The sequence below is a fragment of the Symbioplanes lichenis genome (assembly GCF_030709675.1).
GTDB classification, from domain to species: Bacteria; Actinomycetota; Actinomycetes; order Mycobacteriales; family Micromonosporaceae; genus Actinoplanes; species Actinoplanes lichenis.
This window is the reverse complement of sequence record NZ_JAUZQD010000003.1, coordinates 607,108-625,895: the sequence shown is the minus strand read 5'-3', so window position 1 is coordinate 625,895 and position 18,788 is coordinate 607,108. Positions and strand designations below refer to the sequence as shown.

17 protein-coding genes are annotated in these 18,788 nt (G+C 73.0%); 3 read left to right on the top strand and 14 right to left on the bottom strand.

The features are described 5' to 3' along the window. Positions 1 to 141 precede the first annotated feature (141 nt). Entirely contained in the window at positions 142 to 1,101 is a 960-nt protein-coding gene (locus tag RAN62_RS09940) for a LysR family transcriptional regulator (protein ID WP_305784238.1), read from the top strand. Here RAN62_RS09940 and RAN62_RS09935 read toward each other — a convergent pair. Both RAN62_RS09935 and RAN62_RS09930 read right to left on the bottom strand, forming a co-directional pair. Further along, positions 1,085 to 2,260: a vWA domain-containing protein gene (locus RAN62_RS09935; protein WP_305784237.1), complete on the bottom strand. Its 1,176-nt coding sequence runs from the start codon at positions 2,258 to 2,260 to the stop codon at positions 1,085 to 1,087. The two genes, RAN62_RS09940 and RAN62_RS09935, sit on opposite strands and share 17 nt — an antisense overlap. Beyond that, positions 2,257 to 2,829 carry a TetR/AcrR family transcriptional regulator gene (locus tag RAN62_RS09930; protein ID WP_305784236.1) on the bottom strand — a complete coding sequence of 191 codons (573 nt, stop codon included), beginning with the start codon at positions 2,827 to 2,829 and terminating at the stop codon, positions 2,257 to 2,259. The genes RAN62_RS09935 and RAN62_RS09930 overlap by 4 nt, the downstream gene beginning before the upstream one ends. 84 nt (positions 2,830 to 2,913) lie before the next feature. On the opposite strand from RAN62_RS09930, the gene RAN62_RS09925 reads away from it, so the two are divergent. Continuing rightward, positions 2,914 to 3,873, top strand: coding sequence for a ketopantoate reductase family protein (locus RAN62_RS09925; RefSeq protein WP_305784235.1), 960 nt, complete (start codon positions 2,914 to 2,916; stop codon positions 3,871 to 3,873). A 21-nt stretch (positions 3,874 to 3,894) separates the two neighbouring features. Here RAN62_RS09925 and RAN62_RS09920 read toward each other — a convergent pair whose 3' ends face one another. From RAN62_RS09920 to RAN62_RS09870, 11 genes are all read right to left on the bottom strand, one after another. Continuing rightward, entirely contained in the window at positions 3,895 to 4,518 is a 624-nt protein-coding gene (locus RAN62_RS09920) for an SRPBCC family protein (RefSeq protein WP_305784234.1), read from the bottom strand. Beyond that, positions 4,505 to 5,356, bottom strand: coding sequence for an AAA family ATPase (locus RAN62_RS09915; RefSeq protein ID WP_305784233.1), 852 nt, complete (start codon positions 5,354 to 5,356; stop codon positions 4,505 to 4,507). Before RAN62_RS09915 ends, RAN62_RS09920 begins: the two co-directional genes overlap by 14 nt. Beyond that, the gene (locus RAN62_RS09910; protein WP_305784232.1) at positions 5,343 to 6,167 is read right to left on the bottom strand and encodes an XdhC family protein; all 825 of its coding nucleotides are present in this window, start codon (positions 6,165 to 6,167) and stop codon (positions 5,343 to 5,345) included. Before RAN62_RS09910 ends, RAN62_RS09915 begins: the two co-directional genes overlap by 14 nt. A gap of 8 nt (positions 6,168 to 6,175) precedes the next feature. Then, entirely contained in the window at positions 6,176 to 8,557 is a 2,382-nt protein-coding gene (locus tag RAN62_RS09905) for an aerobic carbon-monoxide dehydrogenase large subunit (protein WP_305784231.1), read from the bottom strand. Further along, positions 8,539 to 8,994 (bottom strand): (2Fe-2S)-binding protein, encoded by a 456-nt coding sequence (locus tag RAN62_RS09900; RefSeq protein ID WP_305784230.1) that lies wholly within the window; start codon positions 8,992 to 8,994, stop codon positions 8,539 to 8,541. Before RAN62_RS09900 ends, RAN62_RS09905 begins: the two co-directional genes overlap by 19 nt. 3 nt (positions 8,995 to 8,997) lie before the next feature. Then, the gene (locus tag RAN62_RS09895) at positions 8,998 to 9,870 is read right to left on the bottom strand and encodes an FAD binding domain-containing protein (protein ID WP_305784229.1); all 873 of its coding nucleotides are present in this window, start codon (positions 9,868 to 9,870) and stop codon (positions 8,998 to 9,000) included. Positions 9,871 to 9,935: 65 nt separating this feature from the next. After that, complete coding sequence (locus tag RAN62_RS09890; RefSeq protein WP_305784228.1) at positions 9,936 to 11,840, bottom strand: serine/threonine protein kinase; 1,905 nt, start codon at positions 11,838 to 11,840, stop codon at positions 9,936 to 9,938. A gap of 20 nt (positions 11,841 to 11,860) precedes the next feature. Further along, positions 11,861 to 12,694 (bottom strand): cytochrome c biogenesis CcdA family protein, encoded by an 834-nt coding sequence (locus tag RAN62_RS09885; RefSeq protein ID WP_305784227.1) that lies wholly within the window; start codon positions 12,692 to 12,694, stop codon positions 11,861 to 11,863. Positions 12,695 to 12,697: 3 nt separating this feature from the next. Then, positions 12,698 to 13,189 (bottom strand): TlpA family protein disulfide reductase, encoded by a 492-nt coding sequence (locus tag RAN62_RS09880; protein WP_305784226.1) that lies wholly within the window; start codon positions 13,187 to 13,189, stop codon positions 12,698 to 12,700. After that, positions 13,186 to 14,658, bottom strand: a complete 1,473-nt coding sequence (locus tag RAN62_RS09875; RefSeq protein ID WP_305784225.1) for an NADH-quinone oxidoreductase subunit NuoF family protein — start codon at positions 14,656 to 14,658, stop codon at positions 13,186 to 13,188. Before RAN62_RS09875 ends, RAN62_RS09880 begins: the two co-directional genes overlap by 4 nt. Before the next feature lie 28 nt (positions 14,659 to 14,686). Next, positions 14,687 to 16,831 (bottom strand): translation initiation factor III, encoded by a 2,145-nt coding sequence (locus RAN62_RS09870; RefSeq protein WP_305784224.1) that lies wholly within the window; start codon positions 16,829 to 16,831, stop codon positions 14,687 to 14,689. 401 nt (positions 16,832 to 17,232) lie between these two features. Here RAN62_RS09870 and RAN62_RS09865 point away from each other — a divergent pair, with 401 nt between their 5' ends. Then, entirely contained in the window at positions 17,233 to 18,018 is a 786-nt protein-coding gene (locus RAN62_RS09865) for a hypothetical protein (RefSeq protein WP_305784223.1), read from the top strand. Between the two features lie 279 nt (positions 18,019 to 18,297). On the opposite strand, the gene RAN62_RS09860 is transcribed toward RAN62_RS09865, so the two are convergent. Further along, complete coding sequence (locus RAN62_RS09860) at positions 18,298 to 18,774, bottom strand: GNAT family N-acetyltransferase (protein ID WP_305784222.1); 477 nt, start codon at positions 18,772 to 18,774, stop codon at positions 18,298 to 18,300. Positions 18,775 to 18,788 lie beyond the last annotated feature (14 nt).

Sequence of the window (18,788 nt, the reverse complement as noted above, 5' to 3'; positions counted from 1 at the left end):
CCTATAGGGCGCTGTCACCCCGGCGAAGACCCGTCCGCCGGTTGCCGCCCAACCGTCACCGAGCAGGGGCCGCAAAAGCTTGCTCGATCGGCCGCCGCCGATGCCCCGGGCGCGATAGATTCCCGGCATGGGTACGCGCTCATGACCCCGGCGCAGCTCCGGGCGTTCTCGACGGTCGTACGCCAGGGGTCGGTCAAGCGCGCCGCCGCCCAGCTCGGCGTGTCGGAGGCGGCCGTGTCGCTGCACATCGGACAGTTGCGGCGGGAGCTGGGCGACCGCCTCTTCGCGCGGACGGCGGCGGGGCTCGCCTTCACCCCGGGCGGACTGCGCCTGGCGAGCCGCGCGACGGAGCTGCTGGGGCTCCAGGACCGTACGGTGCTCGAGGTCAGCGCGGCGGGCCGGGGCCGGCGGCTGCTGCGCGTGGCGGCGTCGAGCCTCTTCGCCGAGCACGCCGCCCCGGGGCTGCTCGAGGCGTTCGCCAAACGGGCGGCGGATCTCGACGTGGAGCTGAGCGTCCGGGCGCCGGAGCAGTTCGAGTCGCTGCTGATGTCCCGTACCGTCGACATCGCCCTGGGTGCCCACCCGCTCGCCGGCGGTCGCGATCCGGCCCTGACCAGCCGTCCTGTCCTGAATTGCCGGGTCGTGCTGACCGTGGCGCCGCAGCATCCGCTGGCCGGGGTGCCCGCCGGCGCGCCACGGCTGCGCGAGCAGACGTGGCTGCTGGGCCCGTCCGCGGCCGCAGCGACCGGCGTGATTCCCGCCATGCTCCGCCGCCTCGGCATCCCCGAGGAGCGTCAGCAGATCTTTCAAAGTCACGCGGCGGCGCTCGAGGAGGCCAAGCGGGGCAAGGGCGTGGCGGCGGCGCTGTCGTTCACGATCGCGCAGGACGTCGCGCACGGGCATCTGGTGCACGTCACCGGGCCGCAGGTGTCGTCCGACGCGGTGTGGCACTCGCTCTTCCTGGCCGAGCCGGGCACCTCGCCGGCCGCGGAGCTGAGCCGCTTCACCGCGACGCCGCGCGCGATCCAGGCGATGATGCGCGGCGCCGGCGTCACCGCCGGCCACTTCAAACCCAGCGTGCACGTCACGCTGTGGAGCTGAAGACCCAGCGTGCACGTGACACTGTGGAGCTGATCACCAGCTCGGGGATCGCGGCCACCAGGTCCGCGTAAGTCGCCGCGGGCAGCAGGGCATCGCAGTAGGGCAGGGCGGCGGCCATCGCGCCGGTCCGGGGGGCGAAGCCGGCAGCGCCGGCCCGTGGGTTGAGCCACACGATCCGGTACGCGCGCCGCCGCAGCCGCGCCAGCGCCGGCCCCAGTTCGTGCGGCGGATCACCGTCCCAGCCGTCGGAGCCGATCACCACCACCGCCCCGCGCGCCGACTCGCCGTGATGCGACGTGAGCAGCGCGCGCACCGACCCGGCGATCCGCGTCCCGCCGAACCGGTCCGTGACCAGCTCACTCGCCCGCCGTACGGCCTCGGCCGGCCCCGCGTCGCGCAGCACCGGCGTCAGCCGCGTCAACCGGGTCGCGAACGCGAACACCTCCGCGTCGGCCACCGTCGCCACGGCCCGCACCAGCGCCAGGTACGCCTCGGCCTGCGCCTGCATCGACCGGCTCACGTCGCACAGCAGCACGACCCGGCGCGGCCGCCGCACCGGTCGCCGCCGGACGAGTTCGATCGGCTCCCCGCCCGTACGCCGGGCCCGCCGCAACGTCTCCCGCAGAGCGATCCCGCGCCCGCTCGTGTCGTACGTCACCCGTCGCGAGCGCCGCAGCGGCCACACCGCCTCCCGCAGCCGCGCCTCGAGCTCCCCCGGCGCCCACTCCGCGAAGGGCCGGTCCGCCGCCGCCTCCCCCACACTGGCCCGCAACCGGGGCACCGCGGGCTTCCCGTCGGCCCGGTCCGCCGCGGCGACCACCGCCGGGCGCGTGGCCCAGGGCAGACCCCCCTGATCCCGTACGCCGTCAGCCGCCGGAAGCCGCACGAAAGCGCCCGTGGCGGCAGCCGCACCGGCCGGGCGCGCCGCCTCTTCCCTCAGCCCCGCGAACAATCGGTCGAAGGCGGTCAGATCCGCCCGCCGGCTCACCAGGGTGACGCGGCACACCCAGTACAGGTCGTCCCACGTCGCCGGCCGCGTCACACCCAGGGCCGCCGTCAGATCGCCCGCCGCGGTGACTCCACTCACGACTCCGGCCTGCCGTGAGCGCTCGGCCAGCGCCACCGCGAAAGCCGCCCGATCGACGCCCCGCGGGATCATGGCGCCGCTTCCCTCCGCAGGCCGTCGAGGACGACAGTGATGATGTCGTCGGCGTCGGCGCGGCTGCTCGGATGCTCGGCGGTCGTGCAGATGCCCTGCACCGCCAGCATCACGGCGCCGGCCCCCACGTCGGCGCGGATGGCACCGGCCTCGGCGGCGGCGGTCATCAGCTCGGCGACGGCCCGTCCCAGCGTCTGGTCGCCCTCGGCCAGCACGTCGACCTGCGGGGACATGAGCGTGGCGAGTGTGCGGGCGAGCCCCTGGTGGGAGTACATGAGGTCCACGACGCCGCGCAGGAACGCCGCCAGCGCCTCCGCGGGCGGGTGCGTCTTCCGGAGCTCGCCGGCCCGGGCGACCATCGCCGTCAGCTCCTCGCGATAGACCGCCTCGGCCAGGGCCTCGCGGGTCGGGAAGTGCCGGTAGAGCGTGCCCGTGCCCACGCCGGCCAGCTTGGCGAAGTCGTCGAAGCGCAGATCGAAGTCGCCCGCGGCGAAGATCTCGCGCGCCTTGGCGACCAGGGCTTCACGGTTGCGCCGGGCGTCGGCGCGCAACGGCTTCTCAGGACTCACGCGGAACCTCACGTTGACAAGTGGAGACAGTCTCCATATTTTGGAAATGGAGACAGCCTCCGATTGTAGGCCATGGGGAGCGCCATGAAGATCCTGATGTTCGGCCGGGGCGTGATCGCCGCCGCGTACGGGTGGGCCCTGGCGCGAGCCGGACACGAGGTCGAGTTCTACGTGCGGCCGGGCCGCTCGGCGGCGTACGGGGAAGCAATCGATCTGGAGATCCTCGACACCCGGCGCAAGCTGCGCGGCGAGCGCGTCGCCGAGTCGTGGCCGGTGCGCTGCCGGGAGTCGCTGGAGCCGGACCACGACTTCGACCTGATCGTGCTGAGCGTGCAGCATTATCACTTCGCGGAGGCGGTCGCCTTCCTGGGACCGCGGGTGAGCAAGGCCACGGTGCTCGTCTTCAACAACCTGTGGGTCGAGCCGGCCGACGCGGTCGCCGCGCTGCCCGCCGGACAGGTCGCCTGGGGCTTCCCCGGCGCCGGCGGCGGCTTCGGCGACGACGGAGTGCTGCGCGCCTCCCTGCTGCCCGTCGTCTTCGTCGGCACCCTCGACGGGCCGCCGACCGAACGCGAACGGGCCGTGCGCGAGCTCCTCCGCGGGGCCGGCTTCAGGCTGAGCGAACAGCAGGACTTCCGGGGCTGGCTGTGGCTCCACTTCGTCCAGAACGCCGGCCTGCACACGCAGAGCCTGCGGCTCGGGTCGCTGTCCGCCCTGATGGGAAAGCCCGCCGCCGTACGCGAGGCGGTGCTCGCCATCCGCGAACTCCTGCCGCTCGTGGAGGCGCGCGGCATCGACCTGCGACGGCATCGAAGCGACGTGCTGCCGCTCCGGGTGCCCGCGGGGCTGACGGCGCGGGTGCTGCCGTGGGTGGTCCGCCGCTTCGCACCGGTGCGGCTGGTGCTGGAGGCGCACGCCAATCCCGAGGAGCTGCGCGCCATCGGCCGGGACACGCTGGCGGAAGCGCGCCGGCTCGGCGTGGCGGTCCCCCGGCTGGCGGCGGCCGAGCCCAGCTTCACCGCGCCGGCGGAGAAGACCGGCTGAGGAGCGAGCCATCCGTCGCGTTCAGCGCCGGGCCAGCCAGACGATGACCGCCGCCGCGACCACCAGTCCGGCGGCGACGGGGACGAGGCGCCGGACGACCGAGCCGCCCGCGAACTGCACGAGATCGAGTGCGTCGCCGTCCGTCCCGGGCAAGGAAACCGGTGCGGGAGAAGAGGCGGGTTCGGGGGCAGGCGCGGGCGAATCGGCGGCCAGCTTGGCTTCGAGGTTGGTGACGAACTCGGCCAGCAGCTTGCCCGACACCTCCTTGATCATGCTGCTGCCGAACTGGGCCAGCTTCCCCGAGATCCGCAGGTCCGTGTCGACGCTGACGACCGTGCTGTCGCCCTCGGGCCGCAGCGCCGCGATCACCGTCGCGCTCGCGTTGCCCGAGGTCCGGGCGTCGCGGCCCTTGGCGTCGATGACCGCGCGGTGGGCCCCGGCGTCCTTCTCGACGAAGCGGGCCGTGCCGGCGAAGTCGGAGACGACCGGCCCGACCTTGACCTTCACCCGGCCCTGGTACGTGTCGCCGTCCACTCCGGTCAGCCGCGCGCCGGGCAGGCACGGGGCGATGCCGGCCAGGTCGGTCAGCACCTCCCAGGCCCGGGCGACCGGCGTGTGCACCGTGAACTCGTTAACGATCTTCATGGCCAGGCCTTCCGAGAGCGGTGACGAGGGCGAGGTCGTCCGGGGTCTTGACGAGGGCGCCGAGGGTGGCCGGCACCTCGGGCGCGAGCAGGTCGGTGACGCCGAGCACAGTCAGCGCGGCAACCCAGTCGATGGTCTCGGCCAGCCCGGGCGCCTTGTCGAGGCTCAGCGCGCGTACCCGCCCGACGAAGTCACCGGCCGCGCCGATCAGCGGTTCCGAGGCGCCCGGCACCGTGCGGCGGACGATCTCGGCCACCCGCGCCGGCGCCGGGTAGTCGATCCAGTGGTAGAGGCAGCGGCGGCGCAGCGCGTCGTGCAGGTCGCGGCTGCGGTTGGAGGTGAGGACCACGAGGGGCGGCTGCGCGGCCGTGAAGGTGCCCAGCTCCGGCACGGTCACCGCGGCTTCCCCGAGAAACTCGAACAGCAGCGCCTCGAACTCGTCGTCGGCGCGGTCGATCTCGTCGATGAGCAGCACGGGCGGCGTGGGGCCCGGATGGCGTACGGCCCGCAGCACCGCCCGTTCGATCAGGAACTCCTCCGTGAACAGGTCGCTCACCGAGGGCGAGCGGACGGCGAGGAGCTGGCGCTGGTGGTTCCACTCGTAGAGCGCCTCCGCGACGCCGAGCCCGTCGTAGCACTGCAGCCGGATGAGCACGGTGCCGAGCGCGCCGGCGAGGGCCTTGGCCGCCGCGGTCTTCCCGACGCCCGGCTCGCCTTCGAGCAGCAGCGGCCGCCCGAGCCGCACCGCCAGGAACGCGGCCATGGCGAGCCCGTCGTCCGCCAGGTAACCCACGGCATCGAGCCGGCGCCGCAGATCCGACGAGCTATCGGGCGGCATACGCGTCGCGGCATCCCGTACAGCAGAAGTAATGGTCTCCCGCGACCACCGCATCCGGACCGACAGTGACCGTCATCCCGCACACCGGGTCGACAGCGGTGCGCGGCGCCGCGACGGCCGCCACGCGCGGCACCCCCACAAGGGAGGCCATGATGGACAGGGCGATCTCCTGCGGGGTACGCGCCCCGATGTCGAGCCCCGCCGGGAAGTGCACCCGCGCCCGTTCCCCGGCCGTCAGCCCCAGCTCCTCGACCAGCGCCGACCCGCGTCGCCGGCTCGCCACCAGGGCGACATGCCCGACCTCGGCGTCGAGGGCGGCCCGGACGGCGGCATGGTCGTCGGAGCCGAGCGAGGCGACCACGGCCGCGGAGGCGCCGGAGTACGCGGACCCCACCTCCCATTCCAGGAAGAGCGCCAGCTCCCGGACCGCCGCGGCGATCGGCGACGAGCCCGCCACCGTCACCACCCGGGCGGGCAGGACGGGCCGGAGGAAGATCTCGATGGCGCCGCCCGAGTGACACGGGTTGACGACCACGCGGGCCCCGGGCGCCTCGGGAAAGTCGTCCGACGCCGACGGGAGCACCCGGAGCAACAGCGTGGACCCGTCGCGCAGCGTGTCCAGGGCCGCGGCCCGGACCGTACCCTCGGCACAGTGTCCGCCCACGAAGCCCTCGAGCGATCCGTCGGACAGGATCACCGCCGCGTCGCCGGGCCGGGCGGACGTGGGCTGTTGCGCGCGGACGACCGTCGCGTGCACGAAGGGCTGCCGCTGCTGGGTGAGCGTCGCGGCCCGCTCGGCTATGGACAGCACGGAACCCCCTAGATCGGCGGCTGGGCGTGACCGCGCATGGCGTCCCACACGCGGGAGGGCGTGAGCGGCATGTCGGCGTGCCGGACCCCGTACGGGCGCAGCGCGTCGACCACCGCGTTGACGATCGCGGGCGGCGACCCGACCGTGGCGCTCTCCCCCACGCCCTTCGCGCCGATCGGGTGGTGCGGCGACGGGGTGACCGTGAAGCCGGTCTCCCAGTCGGGCACCTCCAGCGCGGTCGGCAGCAGGTAGTCCATGAGCGACGCACCCAGGCAGTTGCCGTCCTCGTCGAACGCGATCATCTCCATGAGCGCCATGCCGACCCCGTCGGTGAGCCCGCCGTGCACCTGACCCTCGATGATCATCGGGTTGATCCGCGTACCGCAGTCGTCGACCGCGACGAACCGCCGCACCTTGACCACCGCGGTGCCCGGGTCGATGTCGACCACGCAGATGTACGCGCCGTGCGGGTAGGTCAGGTTCGACGGGTTGTAGCAGATCTGCGCCTCGAGCCCGCCCTCGAGCCCGTCGGGCAGGTCACCGGCGCCGTGCGCGCGCATCGCGATGTCCTGGATCGTGACCGCGGCGCCCGGGTCGCCCTTGACGGAGAAGCTGCCCTTCTGCCACTCCAGGTCGGCGACGGACACCTCCAGCATCGACGCCGCGATCAGCTTGGCCTTGTCCCGCACCTTGCGGGCGACGAGCGCGGCGGCGGCTCCGGAGACGGGCGTCGATCGGCTGCCGTACGTCCCCAGGCCGAACGGCGTCTGGTCGGTGTCGCCGTGCACGACGTCGATGTCGGCCGGCGGGATCCCGATCTCCTCGGCCACGATCTGGGCGAACGTCGTCTCGTGCCCCTGGCCCTGCGACTGCACCGAGAGCCGCACGACGGCCTTGCCGGTCGGATGAACGCGCAGCTCGCACCCGTCGGCCATGCCGAGGCCGAGGATGTCCATGTTCTTGCGCGGTCCCGCCCCCACCGCCTCGGTGAAGAACGCTATCCCGATCCCCATGATCTCGCCTCGGGAACGTCGTTCCGCTTGTTCCCGGCGGAGGTCGTCATAGCCTGCGAGCGAGAGAGCCAGCCGCATCGTCGGCTCGTAGTTACCCGAGTCATACTCCCAGCCGGTCTTGCTCATGTAGGGGAACTGATCAGGCTTGAGCAGGTTGCGCAGTCTCAACAAAGCTGGGTCCATGTCCAGCTCGTAGGCCAGGCAGTCGACGATCCGCTCGACCAGATAGACGGCCTCGGTGATGCGGAAGGAGCACGCGTACGCGACCCCGCCCGGCGCCTTGTTCGTGTAGACCGCCGTCATCGAGCAGTACGCCGCCTCGATGTCGTAGCTGCCGGTGAACACCCCGAAGAAGCCGGCAGGATACTTGACCGGCGCGGCCGTCCCGTTGAAGGCGCCGTGGTCGGCGAGCACGTGGGTGCGGATGGCCAGGATTTTGCCGTCGCGGGTGGCCGCGATCTCGCCGCGCATGATGTAGTCGCGGGCGAAGCCGGTGCTGACGAGGTTCTCCGAGCGGTCCTCCATCCACTTGACCGGCTTGCCGGTGACGATCGAGCCGACGATCGCGCACACGTAGCCGGGGTAGATCGGGACCTTGTTGCCGAAGCCGCCGCCGATGTCCGGCGAGATGACCTGGATCTTGTGCTCGGGGATGCCGGCGACCATGGCGTAGAGCGTGCGGTGGGCGTGCGGCGCCTGGGTGGTCGACCAGAGCTTGAGCCGGCCCTCGACCGCGTCGAAGTCGGCGACCGCCCCGCACGTCTCCATCGGCGCCGGGTGCACGCGCGGATAGACGAGGTCCTGCGACACCACGACGTCGGCGCGCTCGAAGACAGCAGCCGTGGCCGCCGCGTCCCCCGTCTCCCAGTCGAAGCAGTGGTTGTCCGTCTTGCCGGCGAGGTCGTCCCGGATCACCGGCGCCGCGGGGTCGAGGGCCCGGCGGGCGTCGATCACCGGGTCGAGCACGTCGTACTCGACGTCGATGAGCTCGAGGGCGTCGCGCGCGGCGTAGCGGTCCTCGGCGACGACGAAGGCGACCTCCTGGCCCTGGAAGCGGACCTTGTCGGTGGCCAGCACGGCCTGCACGTCGCCGGAGAGCGTCGGCATCCAGGCCAGGCCGAGCCCGGCGAGATCGGCGCCGGTGACGACCGCCTTCACCCGGGGCAGGGCGGCGGCGGCCGTGGTGTCCATATGAACAATGCGCGCATGAGCGAACGGCGAGCGCAGGATCGCGAGATGCAGCATGCCGGGCAGCTGGACGTCGTCGGTGTAGCGGCCGCGGCCCCGGACGAAGCGCGGGTCCTCCTTGCGCAACATGCGGCCGTACCCGACGGGCTTGAGGTCGTTGTCCACCGTCGTCATGACGAAGCCGCCCATCGCACAGATCGGACAATTGTCGCGTAGCCGGTGCAGCGGCAGATCTGCCCGGAGATCGCCTCGCGGATCTCGCTCTCGGACGGGTCCGGGTTGCGGTCCAGCAGCGCCCGCGCGGTCATGAGCATCCCGGGCGTGCAGAAACCGCACTGCAACCCATGACACTGCATGAAGCCTTCCTGGACGGGATCCAGCGTCCCGTTCGCCGCGAGGTCCTCGACCGTACGCACTTCGTGGCCCCCGGCCATCGCCGCGAGCACGGTGCACGACTTGACCGGCTCGCCGTCCAGCCACACGACGCAGGTGCCGCAGTTGCTCGTGTCGCAGCCCCAGTGCGTACCCGTGAGGCCCAGCGTGTCGCGCAGGAAGTGGACGAGCAGCAGCCGGTCCTCGATCTCCCGGGTGACCTCGTCGCCGTTGACGATCATCGTGACCCGCATGCCTCAACCCCCCGCCCGGGACACCGCGACGCGCAGGGTCCGCCTGGTCAGCTCCGCCGCGAGATGGCGCTTGTAGTCGGCACTCCCGCGCTGGTCGGTGGCGGGGTCGCAGCCTTCCGCGGCGATCGCGCCCGCCTCGGCGTACACGTCCTCCGCCGGCGCCCGCCCGCGCAACGCCGCCGGGATGCCGGGGATCCCGGTCGTGTTCGGCCCGACCGCGGCCAGCCCCACGCGCGCGTCCGCGATCGTGCCGTCCGCGGCGAGGCGCACGAAGGCACCCGCGGACACCACGGCCCAGTCGCCCGCGCGGCGTTCCACCTTGGCGTACGCACTCCCGGCGCGCGCGTGCACCGGGACGCGTACCTCGGTCAGGATCTCCCCCTCGCCGACCGCGGTCTCGTACGGGCCGCGGTGGAAGTCCGCCATCGGCACGACGCGCGAGCCACCGGACCCGCGGATCACGCACGAGGCGCCGAGCGCGGTGCACACCGCGGACAGGTCCTCGGACGGGTCGGCCTGGCACAGCGAGCCGCCGAGCGTGCCGCGGTTGCGGACGACGGGGTCGGCGATGACGCGCTCCGCGTCGCGGAAGATCGGGTGCACGGCGGCGAGCTCGTCGGACTCGAGCAGTTCGCGGTGCCGGGCGAGGGCGCCGATGCGTACCTCGTCCGGGGTGACCGTGATGTAGCCCAGCTCGCCGTGCAGGTCGTTGATGTCGATGAGGTGGTCGAAGCTCGCCAGGCGCAGCTTCATCATGGGCAGCAGACTGTGCCCGCCGGCGATCAGCCGGGCGGTGTCGCCGAGCCGCTCGAGCAGAGCGACGGCTTCGTCCACCGTGGACGCACGGGCGTACTCGAACGGGGCCGGAACCTGCATGCCGCCATGATTCGCCCTGAGATCAGAGTGTCAACGGCAAGTTAAGCGATGGCTTAATCGGCCCTCTACAGCGAGCGGATGTCCACGTTCGCGAAGTGCACGGTGTAGGGCGGGGTGACGTCGACGGCCTCGACGCTGATGCCGAGCCGGATCTGGCCGCGGTCGGGCTCCGAGGCGGGCAGGTCGAGGTCGGTGACGAAGGCGCCGTCCCGGAAGACCTGCACCGAGCCCTCGCGCACCACGGCGTGCACCCGGACCGACTTCTTGAGCGCGATCTTCTTCTTGAGCGTGACCTTGTCGAAGACCGTCTTGCTGTCCGGCTTGTCCGCGGCGACCGAGATCTCGTCCTGGCAGACGCGCAGCACGTCGCCGCCGCGGTCGTCGGCCCAGTGGAACCAGATCGCCGCGCAGCTGCCGGCCGACTGCAGCGAGGTGGTCACCTCGACGCCGAAGTCGTTGGTCACCGACTCGTCCGGCCCGACGCACTGATAGGTGCCCCGGTCGACGCGGCCCGCCCGCATGACGTCCTGGGTGAAGCAGTTGGCCTGCTGCTCGCGGATCTCGCTGTCCAGCCACTGGCCGGGCTGGTTGAGCGGGTCCTGGATGATCGGCTCGCCGCCGGTCGGCTCCTTCGGCGTCGGCTTCACCGTCTTCGAGGGCTTCGGCTTGGAGGTGCGCGTGGCCGCGCGGCTCGGCTCCGGCTCGGTGTAGTCCTGCGGGTCGGTCGCGGGGACCGAGCCCGGCGCCGGCTCCCGCGACGGCGTGGCCGATCCGGGCACCACGGCGCCCACCCCGGCCGCGCCGCCGCTGTCCGCGGCGCGCACGGGCGGCTTGCTCTCGTCCGCCTGGGCCAGCACGAGCCCGGTGGTGCCGAGCCCGGCCGCCACGAGCAGCACGGCGAAGCCGGCCAGCAGCTTGCCCCGGCGCGCCCGGCGGCGGTCGGTGGCGGGGGCGGACTGGTAGTGCTCGTACGGGCCGGCGCTCAGGCCGTATTCGTCGGAGGGCTTCCACGACGGGGCGTACGGGTCCGCCGGGGTCTCGCCGCGCAGCAACCCCGGAGCCGGGACCGCCCACTCGGGTCCGGTGGCGGCCGGCTTCGACGAAGCCGGGGCGGCGGGAGTCGCGGCCGGGGCGGCGGACGCCGGGCGCGGGACCGGCACGTCGCCGAGCAGCATGTCGAGCAGCTCACGCGCGGTCGGCCGGTCGGCGGGGTCCTTGGACAGGGTCAGCTCGACCAGCCCGCGCAACGGCTCGGACAGCCCCTCGAGATAGGGCGGCTGGGTGAGGATGCGCCCGGCCGTCGCCGGGGGCGAGTCGCCGTGGAAGGGCGTGCGTCCGGTGCCCGCGTAGGCCACGACGCAGCCCCACGCGAAGATGTCGGCGGCGGCGGTCAGCGGCGTGCCGGGCTCGGAGGAGAAGCGCTCCGGCGCCATGTACGCGACCGTGCCCACCATCTGGTCCGTGCGCGTGTGCTGGCTGGTCGCCTCGAACGCCCGGGCGATGCCGAAGTCGATGACCTTGGGGCTGCCCGGGGCGAGCAGCACGTTGTCGGGCTTGAGGTCGCGGTGGATGACCCCGGCACCGTGGATGCCGGACAGCGCGGTGGCCACGCCGACGGCCAGCGAGTGCAGCGCCGCCGAGCGCAGCGGGCCGCGGTCCTCGACGACCTCGGCCAGGCTGGGCCCGTCGACGTACTCGACGACCAGGTAGGGCGGCTGGTGGTCGAGGTCGTAGTCGAGCACCTCGGCGGTGGCGAAGGGCGGCACCTGCTTGGCCCGCTCGACCTCGCTGCGGAAGCGGCCCCGGAACTCCGGGTCGTTGATCAGCGTGACGTGGACCTGCTTGATCGCGACGTACGTGCCGTCGGGGTCGCGGGCCAGATAGACGACGCCCATGCCGCCGGAGCCGAGGCGCCCGGTCAGCCGGTAGCGCCCGAGCTGCTCGGGGTCACCCTGACGGAGTGGACTCACGCGGTACGCGGTGTCCACGATCAACTCCCCACTGCGGTGCGGCGACGGCGGGCGGACAGCACGGCTGTCAGCACCAGGACGGCGAACAATACCGCGAACCAGCTGGCACCCAGCCGCCTGACCAGATCACTCAACGCGTGCTGGGCGGCGGAGGCAAGATTCACGACGGGATCCTGCCCGGAAGTACCCAGGTCCTTGACAAGGCGCAGCTCGTACCCTCCGTACCACGCCACGTACGCTCCGGTCAGCATCAGGACGGCGCCGCCCGCGCGGGGGACGAAAGCCGCCACTCGCCGCATTCGCGTCACCACGGACTGCCGCAGAAGCGCCACCGCCACGGCCGTCATGCCGATGACCAGGCCCATGCCGGCGGCGTACGCGAGAAACACCACACTGCCCGACAAGGTCGGCCCGGCCCGCAGCCCCGACACGACCAGCGCGAGGAACGGGCCGATCGCACAACCCAGCGAGGCGATCGCGTACGCCATCCCGAAGAGCACCATCGACGCGAGCGTGCCGGTCAGCCGGGGCGCCCGCGCGAGCCGCCCGATCGACGGCAGCGACCGCCCCGCGAGCAACCATCCGCCGAGTACGGCCAGCAGCAGCCCGAAGCCCACGGTCAGCCACGGCAGCCGGGGTTGCAGCGTGCCCGCGAGCGGCATCAGGAGCAGCCCGAACGTCCCGAAGACCGCCACGAACCCGGCGGTCAGCGCGGCCGTGCAGGTCAGCGCCCGGCCCAGTGACCGGTCCCCGGCGACAAGGACGGACAGATAGGCGGGCAGCACCGCGAACCCGCACGGGTTGACGGCCGCGAGCATCCCGGCGGTCAGCGCGAGCAGCACCGGCGTCCCCACGGGTCAGGCCACCAGCGCCTTGACCTGCTTGGTCAGCTGCTGATCGTCGAGGTAGCTCTCGACGACCTTGGTGCCGGCGCCGTCGAGGATGACGTACGTGCTCTGCTCGGTGATGCCGAACCGGCGCCAGATGTCCCCGGCCTCGTCGTCGAGATGCGTGACCTGGCCGACCTCGAGGTCGCGGACGAACTCGTGCATCTCCTTGTTGCCGCCCAGCCCGGCGATGCCGAGGATGTTGAGCCGGTCGCCGTACTCGTCGTGCAGGTCGGCGATCGACATGGCCTCGCTCGCGCACGTGGCGCACCACGGCGCCCAGAACCACAGGATCGTGGGCTTGCCGGCGAGAGTCGCGGCGTCGTACGGCGTACCGTCGAGGGTCCTGCCCGTGAAGGCCAGCAGCTGGGGCTTCGCCGCGCCGGACGTCGCCGGAGCGGGCGAGCCGCAGGCGCCGAGAGCCAGCGCCGCCGTCGCCGCGAGCAGGACCCGTCGTCTCACTTCTTGCCCGCCTCCGTCAGCCGCAGGGCCAGCGCGGGGCAGACGTTGACGGCCTTGCGGGCGCCGTTCTCCAGCCACGGCGGCAGCGGCGTCTGCGGGAACGCCGGGAAGCCGTTGGCGTCGAGCCGGATGATCTCGGGCGCGACCGCCGAGCACAGGCCGTGCCCGTCGCAGCGCGACCAGTCCAGCGCCAGCTTCCGGGCGCCCTGCTGCTGGTGGTAGGGCAGCGGGAGGATGCCGCGGACCTGCTTGCCGCAGCCCTCGCCGTTCGCGTGCAGCTCCACGTCGCGGGCGAAGACCTCCAGGGCGGACAGCGCGAACCGCGACGTGCCGTCCGGGTGGCTGCAGGCGCCGCGGCCCTTGACCACGCCGGCGGCCTGGCGCACGTTCTCGACCGCGTTGCCGCCCAGCGAGACGAGAGTCACCGCGCGGGCCAGGTCCGGCAGGCCGAGGCGGCACGGGCCGCACTGTCCGGCCGACTCGCCCGCCAGGTACTGCACGACCTGGGCGACCTCGCCCAGCGGGCAGGTCTGCGAGCCGATCGGGATGAGCATGCCCGCGCCGAGCGTGCCGCCGACCTTGGCGAAGCCCTTGCGCGAGATCGTGACGGTCTTCGCGGCCTCCGGCGTGATCCACTTGCCGTGGTAGCCGCCGACCAGCAGGCCGGGCCCGATGTCGGCGCCGCACATCTCCAGCACCTCCATGAGCGGGGTGCCCGAGGGCGCCTCCACCACGGCGGGCGCGGTCGACGAGCCGCCGACGGTCAGCATGACCGTGCCGGGCTCCTCCGGGATGCCGACCGAGTTGTACTCCCACGGGCCGAGCCGGGCGGCGATGGCCAGCTGCGAGTACGTCTCGGCGTTGGAGAGCAGGGTGGGCAGCCCGCCGACGCCGTTGTCGCTGGAGCGCACCTTGCGGCCGGGCGGGATGTGCGCCTCGCCGTTGATCCCGCGGACCAGGGCGCCGCCCTCGCCGGAGATGAACCGGTGCGGGACGGTGACGATCCGGGTCGGCACCGGCATCCGGCGCTCGGCCAGGGCCGCGGCCAGCGACTCCATGCCGATGCCGTCGTCGGCGACGCCGATCACGATCTCCTCGGCGTCGAGCGCCGCGGCCGCCAGGGCCACCCCGTCGAGGATCAGGTGCGGGCCGCGGGTGAGCACGGCCTTGTCCTTCCAGGACGGCGGCTCGCCCTCGGTGGCGTTGCACACGATGATCGGCGGGAGGTCCTGCCGGCGGCAGGAGTCGATGACCGCGCGGACCTTGCGGGCGAACGGGAAGCCCGCCCCGCCGCGCCCGCGCAGCTCGATCCGGTCGGCCAGACCGACCAGCTCACCGCTGGACAGGGCCGCGAACCCGCCGTGCACCTCCTGGTGCGCGAGCAGGTCCAGGCGGCCGTACTCGTCGAAGCCCGCGGTGATCCGCGGTGTCCCGATCGACGTGACCGGAGGAACCTTGCCGCCGCTCACGCCTGTGCCTCACTTGGTGCGTCGTGCCTCACTGAGCTTCCCCTCGCAGCGTCGCCCAGTATCCGGCGTCGTCTGCTTCCTCAGCCGTCGCGCCCCGGGATCCTCGGCGGGCCCCCCGGCCCGTCCCGGAGCGTACGGGTTCCTGCTGTTCCGCCCGGCGGGCGCGGCGCTGCGCCATGTCGACGATCGTCGGCGTCTCGTCGTCGTCCGCCGGATCCACGTCCGCCGCGAGGTCCACGAACTCGCTGCGGCTGTGGCGTCCCGAGTCGGCGCGGTCCACGTCGGCGCCCCGGTCGCGCCGGCCCCGGGGCACCTCCTCGCCCTCCTCGGCGTAGCGGGACGAGCGGCGGCGCGGGGCCGGCGGCTCGTCGTCCGCGTACCGGGCGGGGCGGCGCATGCGGGTCTGCGTGTCGTAACGCTCGTCCTCGGCGTACTCGTCGGCGTAGCGGCGCTGCTGGCGCGGGGCCGGCGGCTCCTCGTCGGCGTAGCGGGACCGGCGCATCCGCGTCTGCGTGTCCTCGCGGTCGTCGTCGTCCATGATCGCGCGGCGGCTCATCCGCGTCTGCGTGTCCTCGCGCACGTCGTCGTCCATGAGGGCCCGCCGGCTCATCCGGGTCTGGGTGTCCTCGCGGATGTCGTCGTCCATGGCGGCGCGGCGGCCCCGGGGCGCGGGCAGGTCCTCCTCGGCGGAGGGCAGGGCCCGGCGGGTCCGGGGCGCCGGCATGGCGGCGTCCTCGTCGTCGGCGTAGCGGGCCGGACGGCGCATCCGGGTCTGGGTGTCGTAGCGCTCGTCGTCGTCGGCGCGGCGGCGGGGCGGCACGTCCTCCTCGTCGGCGTAGCGGGCCGGGCGGCGCATGCGCGTCTGGGTGTCGTAGCGCTCGTCGTCGTCCGGGCGGCGGCGGCGCGGCGGCACGTCCTCCTCGTCGTCGTAGCGGCGCAGCCCGTCGTCGAGGGCCCGGCGCGAGATGGCCGTGGTGGGCTCGTCGAACTCCTCGCCGCGGCGCTGGCGCGGGGCCGGCGGCAGGTCCTCCTCGACCCGGGGGCGGCGCGGGCGGCGGATCGGCTCGTCGTCGTCCTCGAGCTCCCAGCGGCCGGTCTGCTCCAGCTCCCGGCGGCTCATCCGGGTCTGGGTGTCGTAGCGCTCGTCGTCGTCGCGGCGCGGGCGGCGCATCCGGGTCTGGGTGTCCTCGCGCTCCGGCAGGGCCGGCGCGGCCGCGGGGCCGGCCGGGGCGGGCGCGGCCGGGGCGGGCGGCGCGAGCTCGGCCGCCGGGGCCGGCGCGGCGGCGGGCTTGGGCGGGGCCGCCGGCTTCCACGCCTGCACGGCGTTGCCGCGGTCGGAGACCAGGGCGTCGTCCATGCCGCCGCGGGCGCGGCCGCGGCCCTTGCCGGCGGCCGCCATCTTGCCGACCGGGCTCATGCCGCCGGTGATGCCGCCGCCGCCGGCGGTGCCCTGCTGCGAGGCGAAGTCCTTGCGGCGGTTGAGGCTGACGGCGATCCGCACGGCCAGGCCGATGACGACCAGCAGCACGCAGAGGACGTAGCCGACGATGACGTAGACGGCGCCCGGGCGGCCGGCGTTGAGGCCGTGCAGGATGGCGATCGGCCACATCAGGTAGGAGACGCTGTGCAGGGCGCGCCACATCCACGGCTTGCCGCGGCCGATGAACCGGGCGCGGATGATGCCGGTCCACATGGTGAAGACCATGATGAGGCCGGACATGGTGCCGAAGGCGACCCAGACCTTGTTGAAGCCCGGGTAGAGGCCCGGGATGAACATGTCGATCAGCCGGATGTGCCCCTCGGCGAACTTGGTCCACAGGTGGACGCCGAGGGCGGAGACGGCCATGACGCCGGTGGTGCGGTGGGTGGACTGCAACATCAGGCGCAGGCGGATCGACAGGACCAGGCGGTCCGTCGACAGCAGCCCGACCATGATCGTGATGGAGAGCGACACGAGCGACAGGACGCCCATGTAGTACTCCAGGTAGCTGAAGATGTAGACGTAGGCGACACGCCCGGCCGGAACCAGCATCATGGCGGCCCAGAGGGCCGCGACGATGCTGACGCCGAGCAAGGCGATGGTGAGCTTCGACGGCGGGGTAGGTCCGCCGGTGGCACCCATCTCGACGTCCACCTTGGCGGTGGCGCGTTCTTTCGTCTTCGTCCGGGCCATAGCTCCTCGTTCTCCGCAGCGGTGAGACGACCGGCGTGGGCGGTGCCGGTGCCGGCATCCGTGGGGGATGCCCCGCGCTCAGTACTGTCGGGCGGTCCGGTGCTTCCTGCCTTTCCTCACGGTGCGTTGCCCCGGTCCCTGCCCTCCCCCATCTACGTGTCGCGGGCCGCTTCGGATGAACGATCGGGAAGTTCTTTGGCGCGTTTTTCCTCCCATGATCGGGCCGGGGCCGACCATAAGCCCTCTGAGCTGCGAAGACACTGTCAAGTAACAGGGAGCTAAGCGAAAAATAAGGCGGGCCCGGGTGACATCCGCCCGCGCGCGTGAACCTTTCGCGCGGGCGGGCCGAACTACCTCACGTGCGGGGCACGTCAATAACTGTGCGTGAGGAGATGATCGCTGTGCGGTATCGCGCTGCGGCGGCGGGGGCCGCACTGGCCACCGCCGCGGCTCTGGTCACGACCCCGGGGGCGGCCGCGGCCGTCGAGCCCGGGTTCGAGGTCAAGATCACGGAGCTGCCCGCCACCTTCGGCGCCGGCGCCGAGGCCCGGACCCTGACCGTCGTCGTGTCCTCCGACCGCAACCGCTGCATCAAGGTGCAGTGGTCCCTGCTGGCGCAGGTGGACGGGCCGGACCTGGACGACCTGAGGGTCACCCGGATCGAGGAGAACGGCGAGTTCGGCGTGCGCCGGCAGGAGGAGGGCAAGGTCGCCCGGATCACCGACCGCGAGCTCGACCCGGGCCAGCTCTGCCGCGGCCGCACGGTCACCGCGACCTACCGGATCAGCTTCGACGAGGACGCGGACACCGGCCGGGTGCTCTTCCAGCCGCAGGCCTTCACCCAGGACGGCACGCTGCTGCAGGAAACGTCGGGGACGAGCCCGGTCGTGGGCCAGGAGCCAGCCGCCACCAAGTCGCCGTCGCCCTCCCCCACCGCGGAGCCCTCCCCCTCGGAGACGTCCCTGGCGCCCATCGACACCCCGGAGCCCGAGAAGTCCGCCGACGACATCGAAGCCGTCCCGGCCGCCGGCGGGGGCGGCCCGCCCAGCCTGCTCGGGCCGGGCCTGATCGTCGGCGCCCTGCTCGTCTTCGTCGGCGTCGCCCTGCTGCTGAGGCTGCGCATGCGGAGCCGGGAGGCGGAACGACAGGCCGCCGCCCTCCCGACGGGCTTCTACCCCAGCCGCTAGGACATTCGATCTTCCTCCACACTTCTCTGCGGCAAACCTGCGCAAAGCTTCAGGAACTGTTAAGGGAAGGTCGCGGACGGTAGCCCTAAGGTGGGTCCGGCGCGACGAGAGCGCGTCACCACAGACATTTCCGAGGGGCCGGATGCCGGTGCCCCCGCCGTGCTGCAGCGGCCGGGGGCACCGGCATCTTTGTGTCGTGCCGCGCCTTCGACCCGGACGAGCGCGCGATCGGCCACGGCGTGCGGGCCATGGCGGGCTGGCCGGCCACGCGGACGTGACTCAGGCGGGCAGCCTCAGCAGGGTCTCCTCGATCTCCTCGCCGCGCTGGTTGGCGTACGCGATCTCGGTCCCGATCTTCCGGAAGCCGGCCTTGTGCAGCACCCGCAGCGACCCGATGTTGTCGCTGGCCGCGCGGGCCAGCACCGGGCGCGCCGGCAAGGTCTCCAGGAAGAGGCTCACGGCCGCGGTCGCGATGCCGCGCCCCCAGAAGGACCGGCCCAGCCAGTACGTGATCTCGGTGTCGGCGCCGACCGGAAAGCTCGCCACCGTCCCGGCCAGCTCGCCGTCCACGACGATCGCCCGGTCGCGGATGCGCGGGTCGGTCCGGATCCGCCGCCAGTGCGCGTCGAACTCGGCCCGGTCGTCCGGGTCGTCGGCGGTGAACGCCGCCATGCGGACGGCGACCGGGTCGCGAGCGAAATCGAAGATCGCGTCGAGGTCGGCGTCGGCGACGGGGCGCAGCTGGATGTCGGGCACCCGCCGCAGCCTAC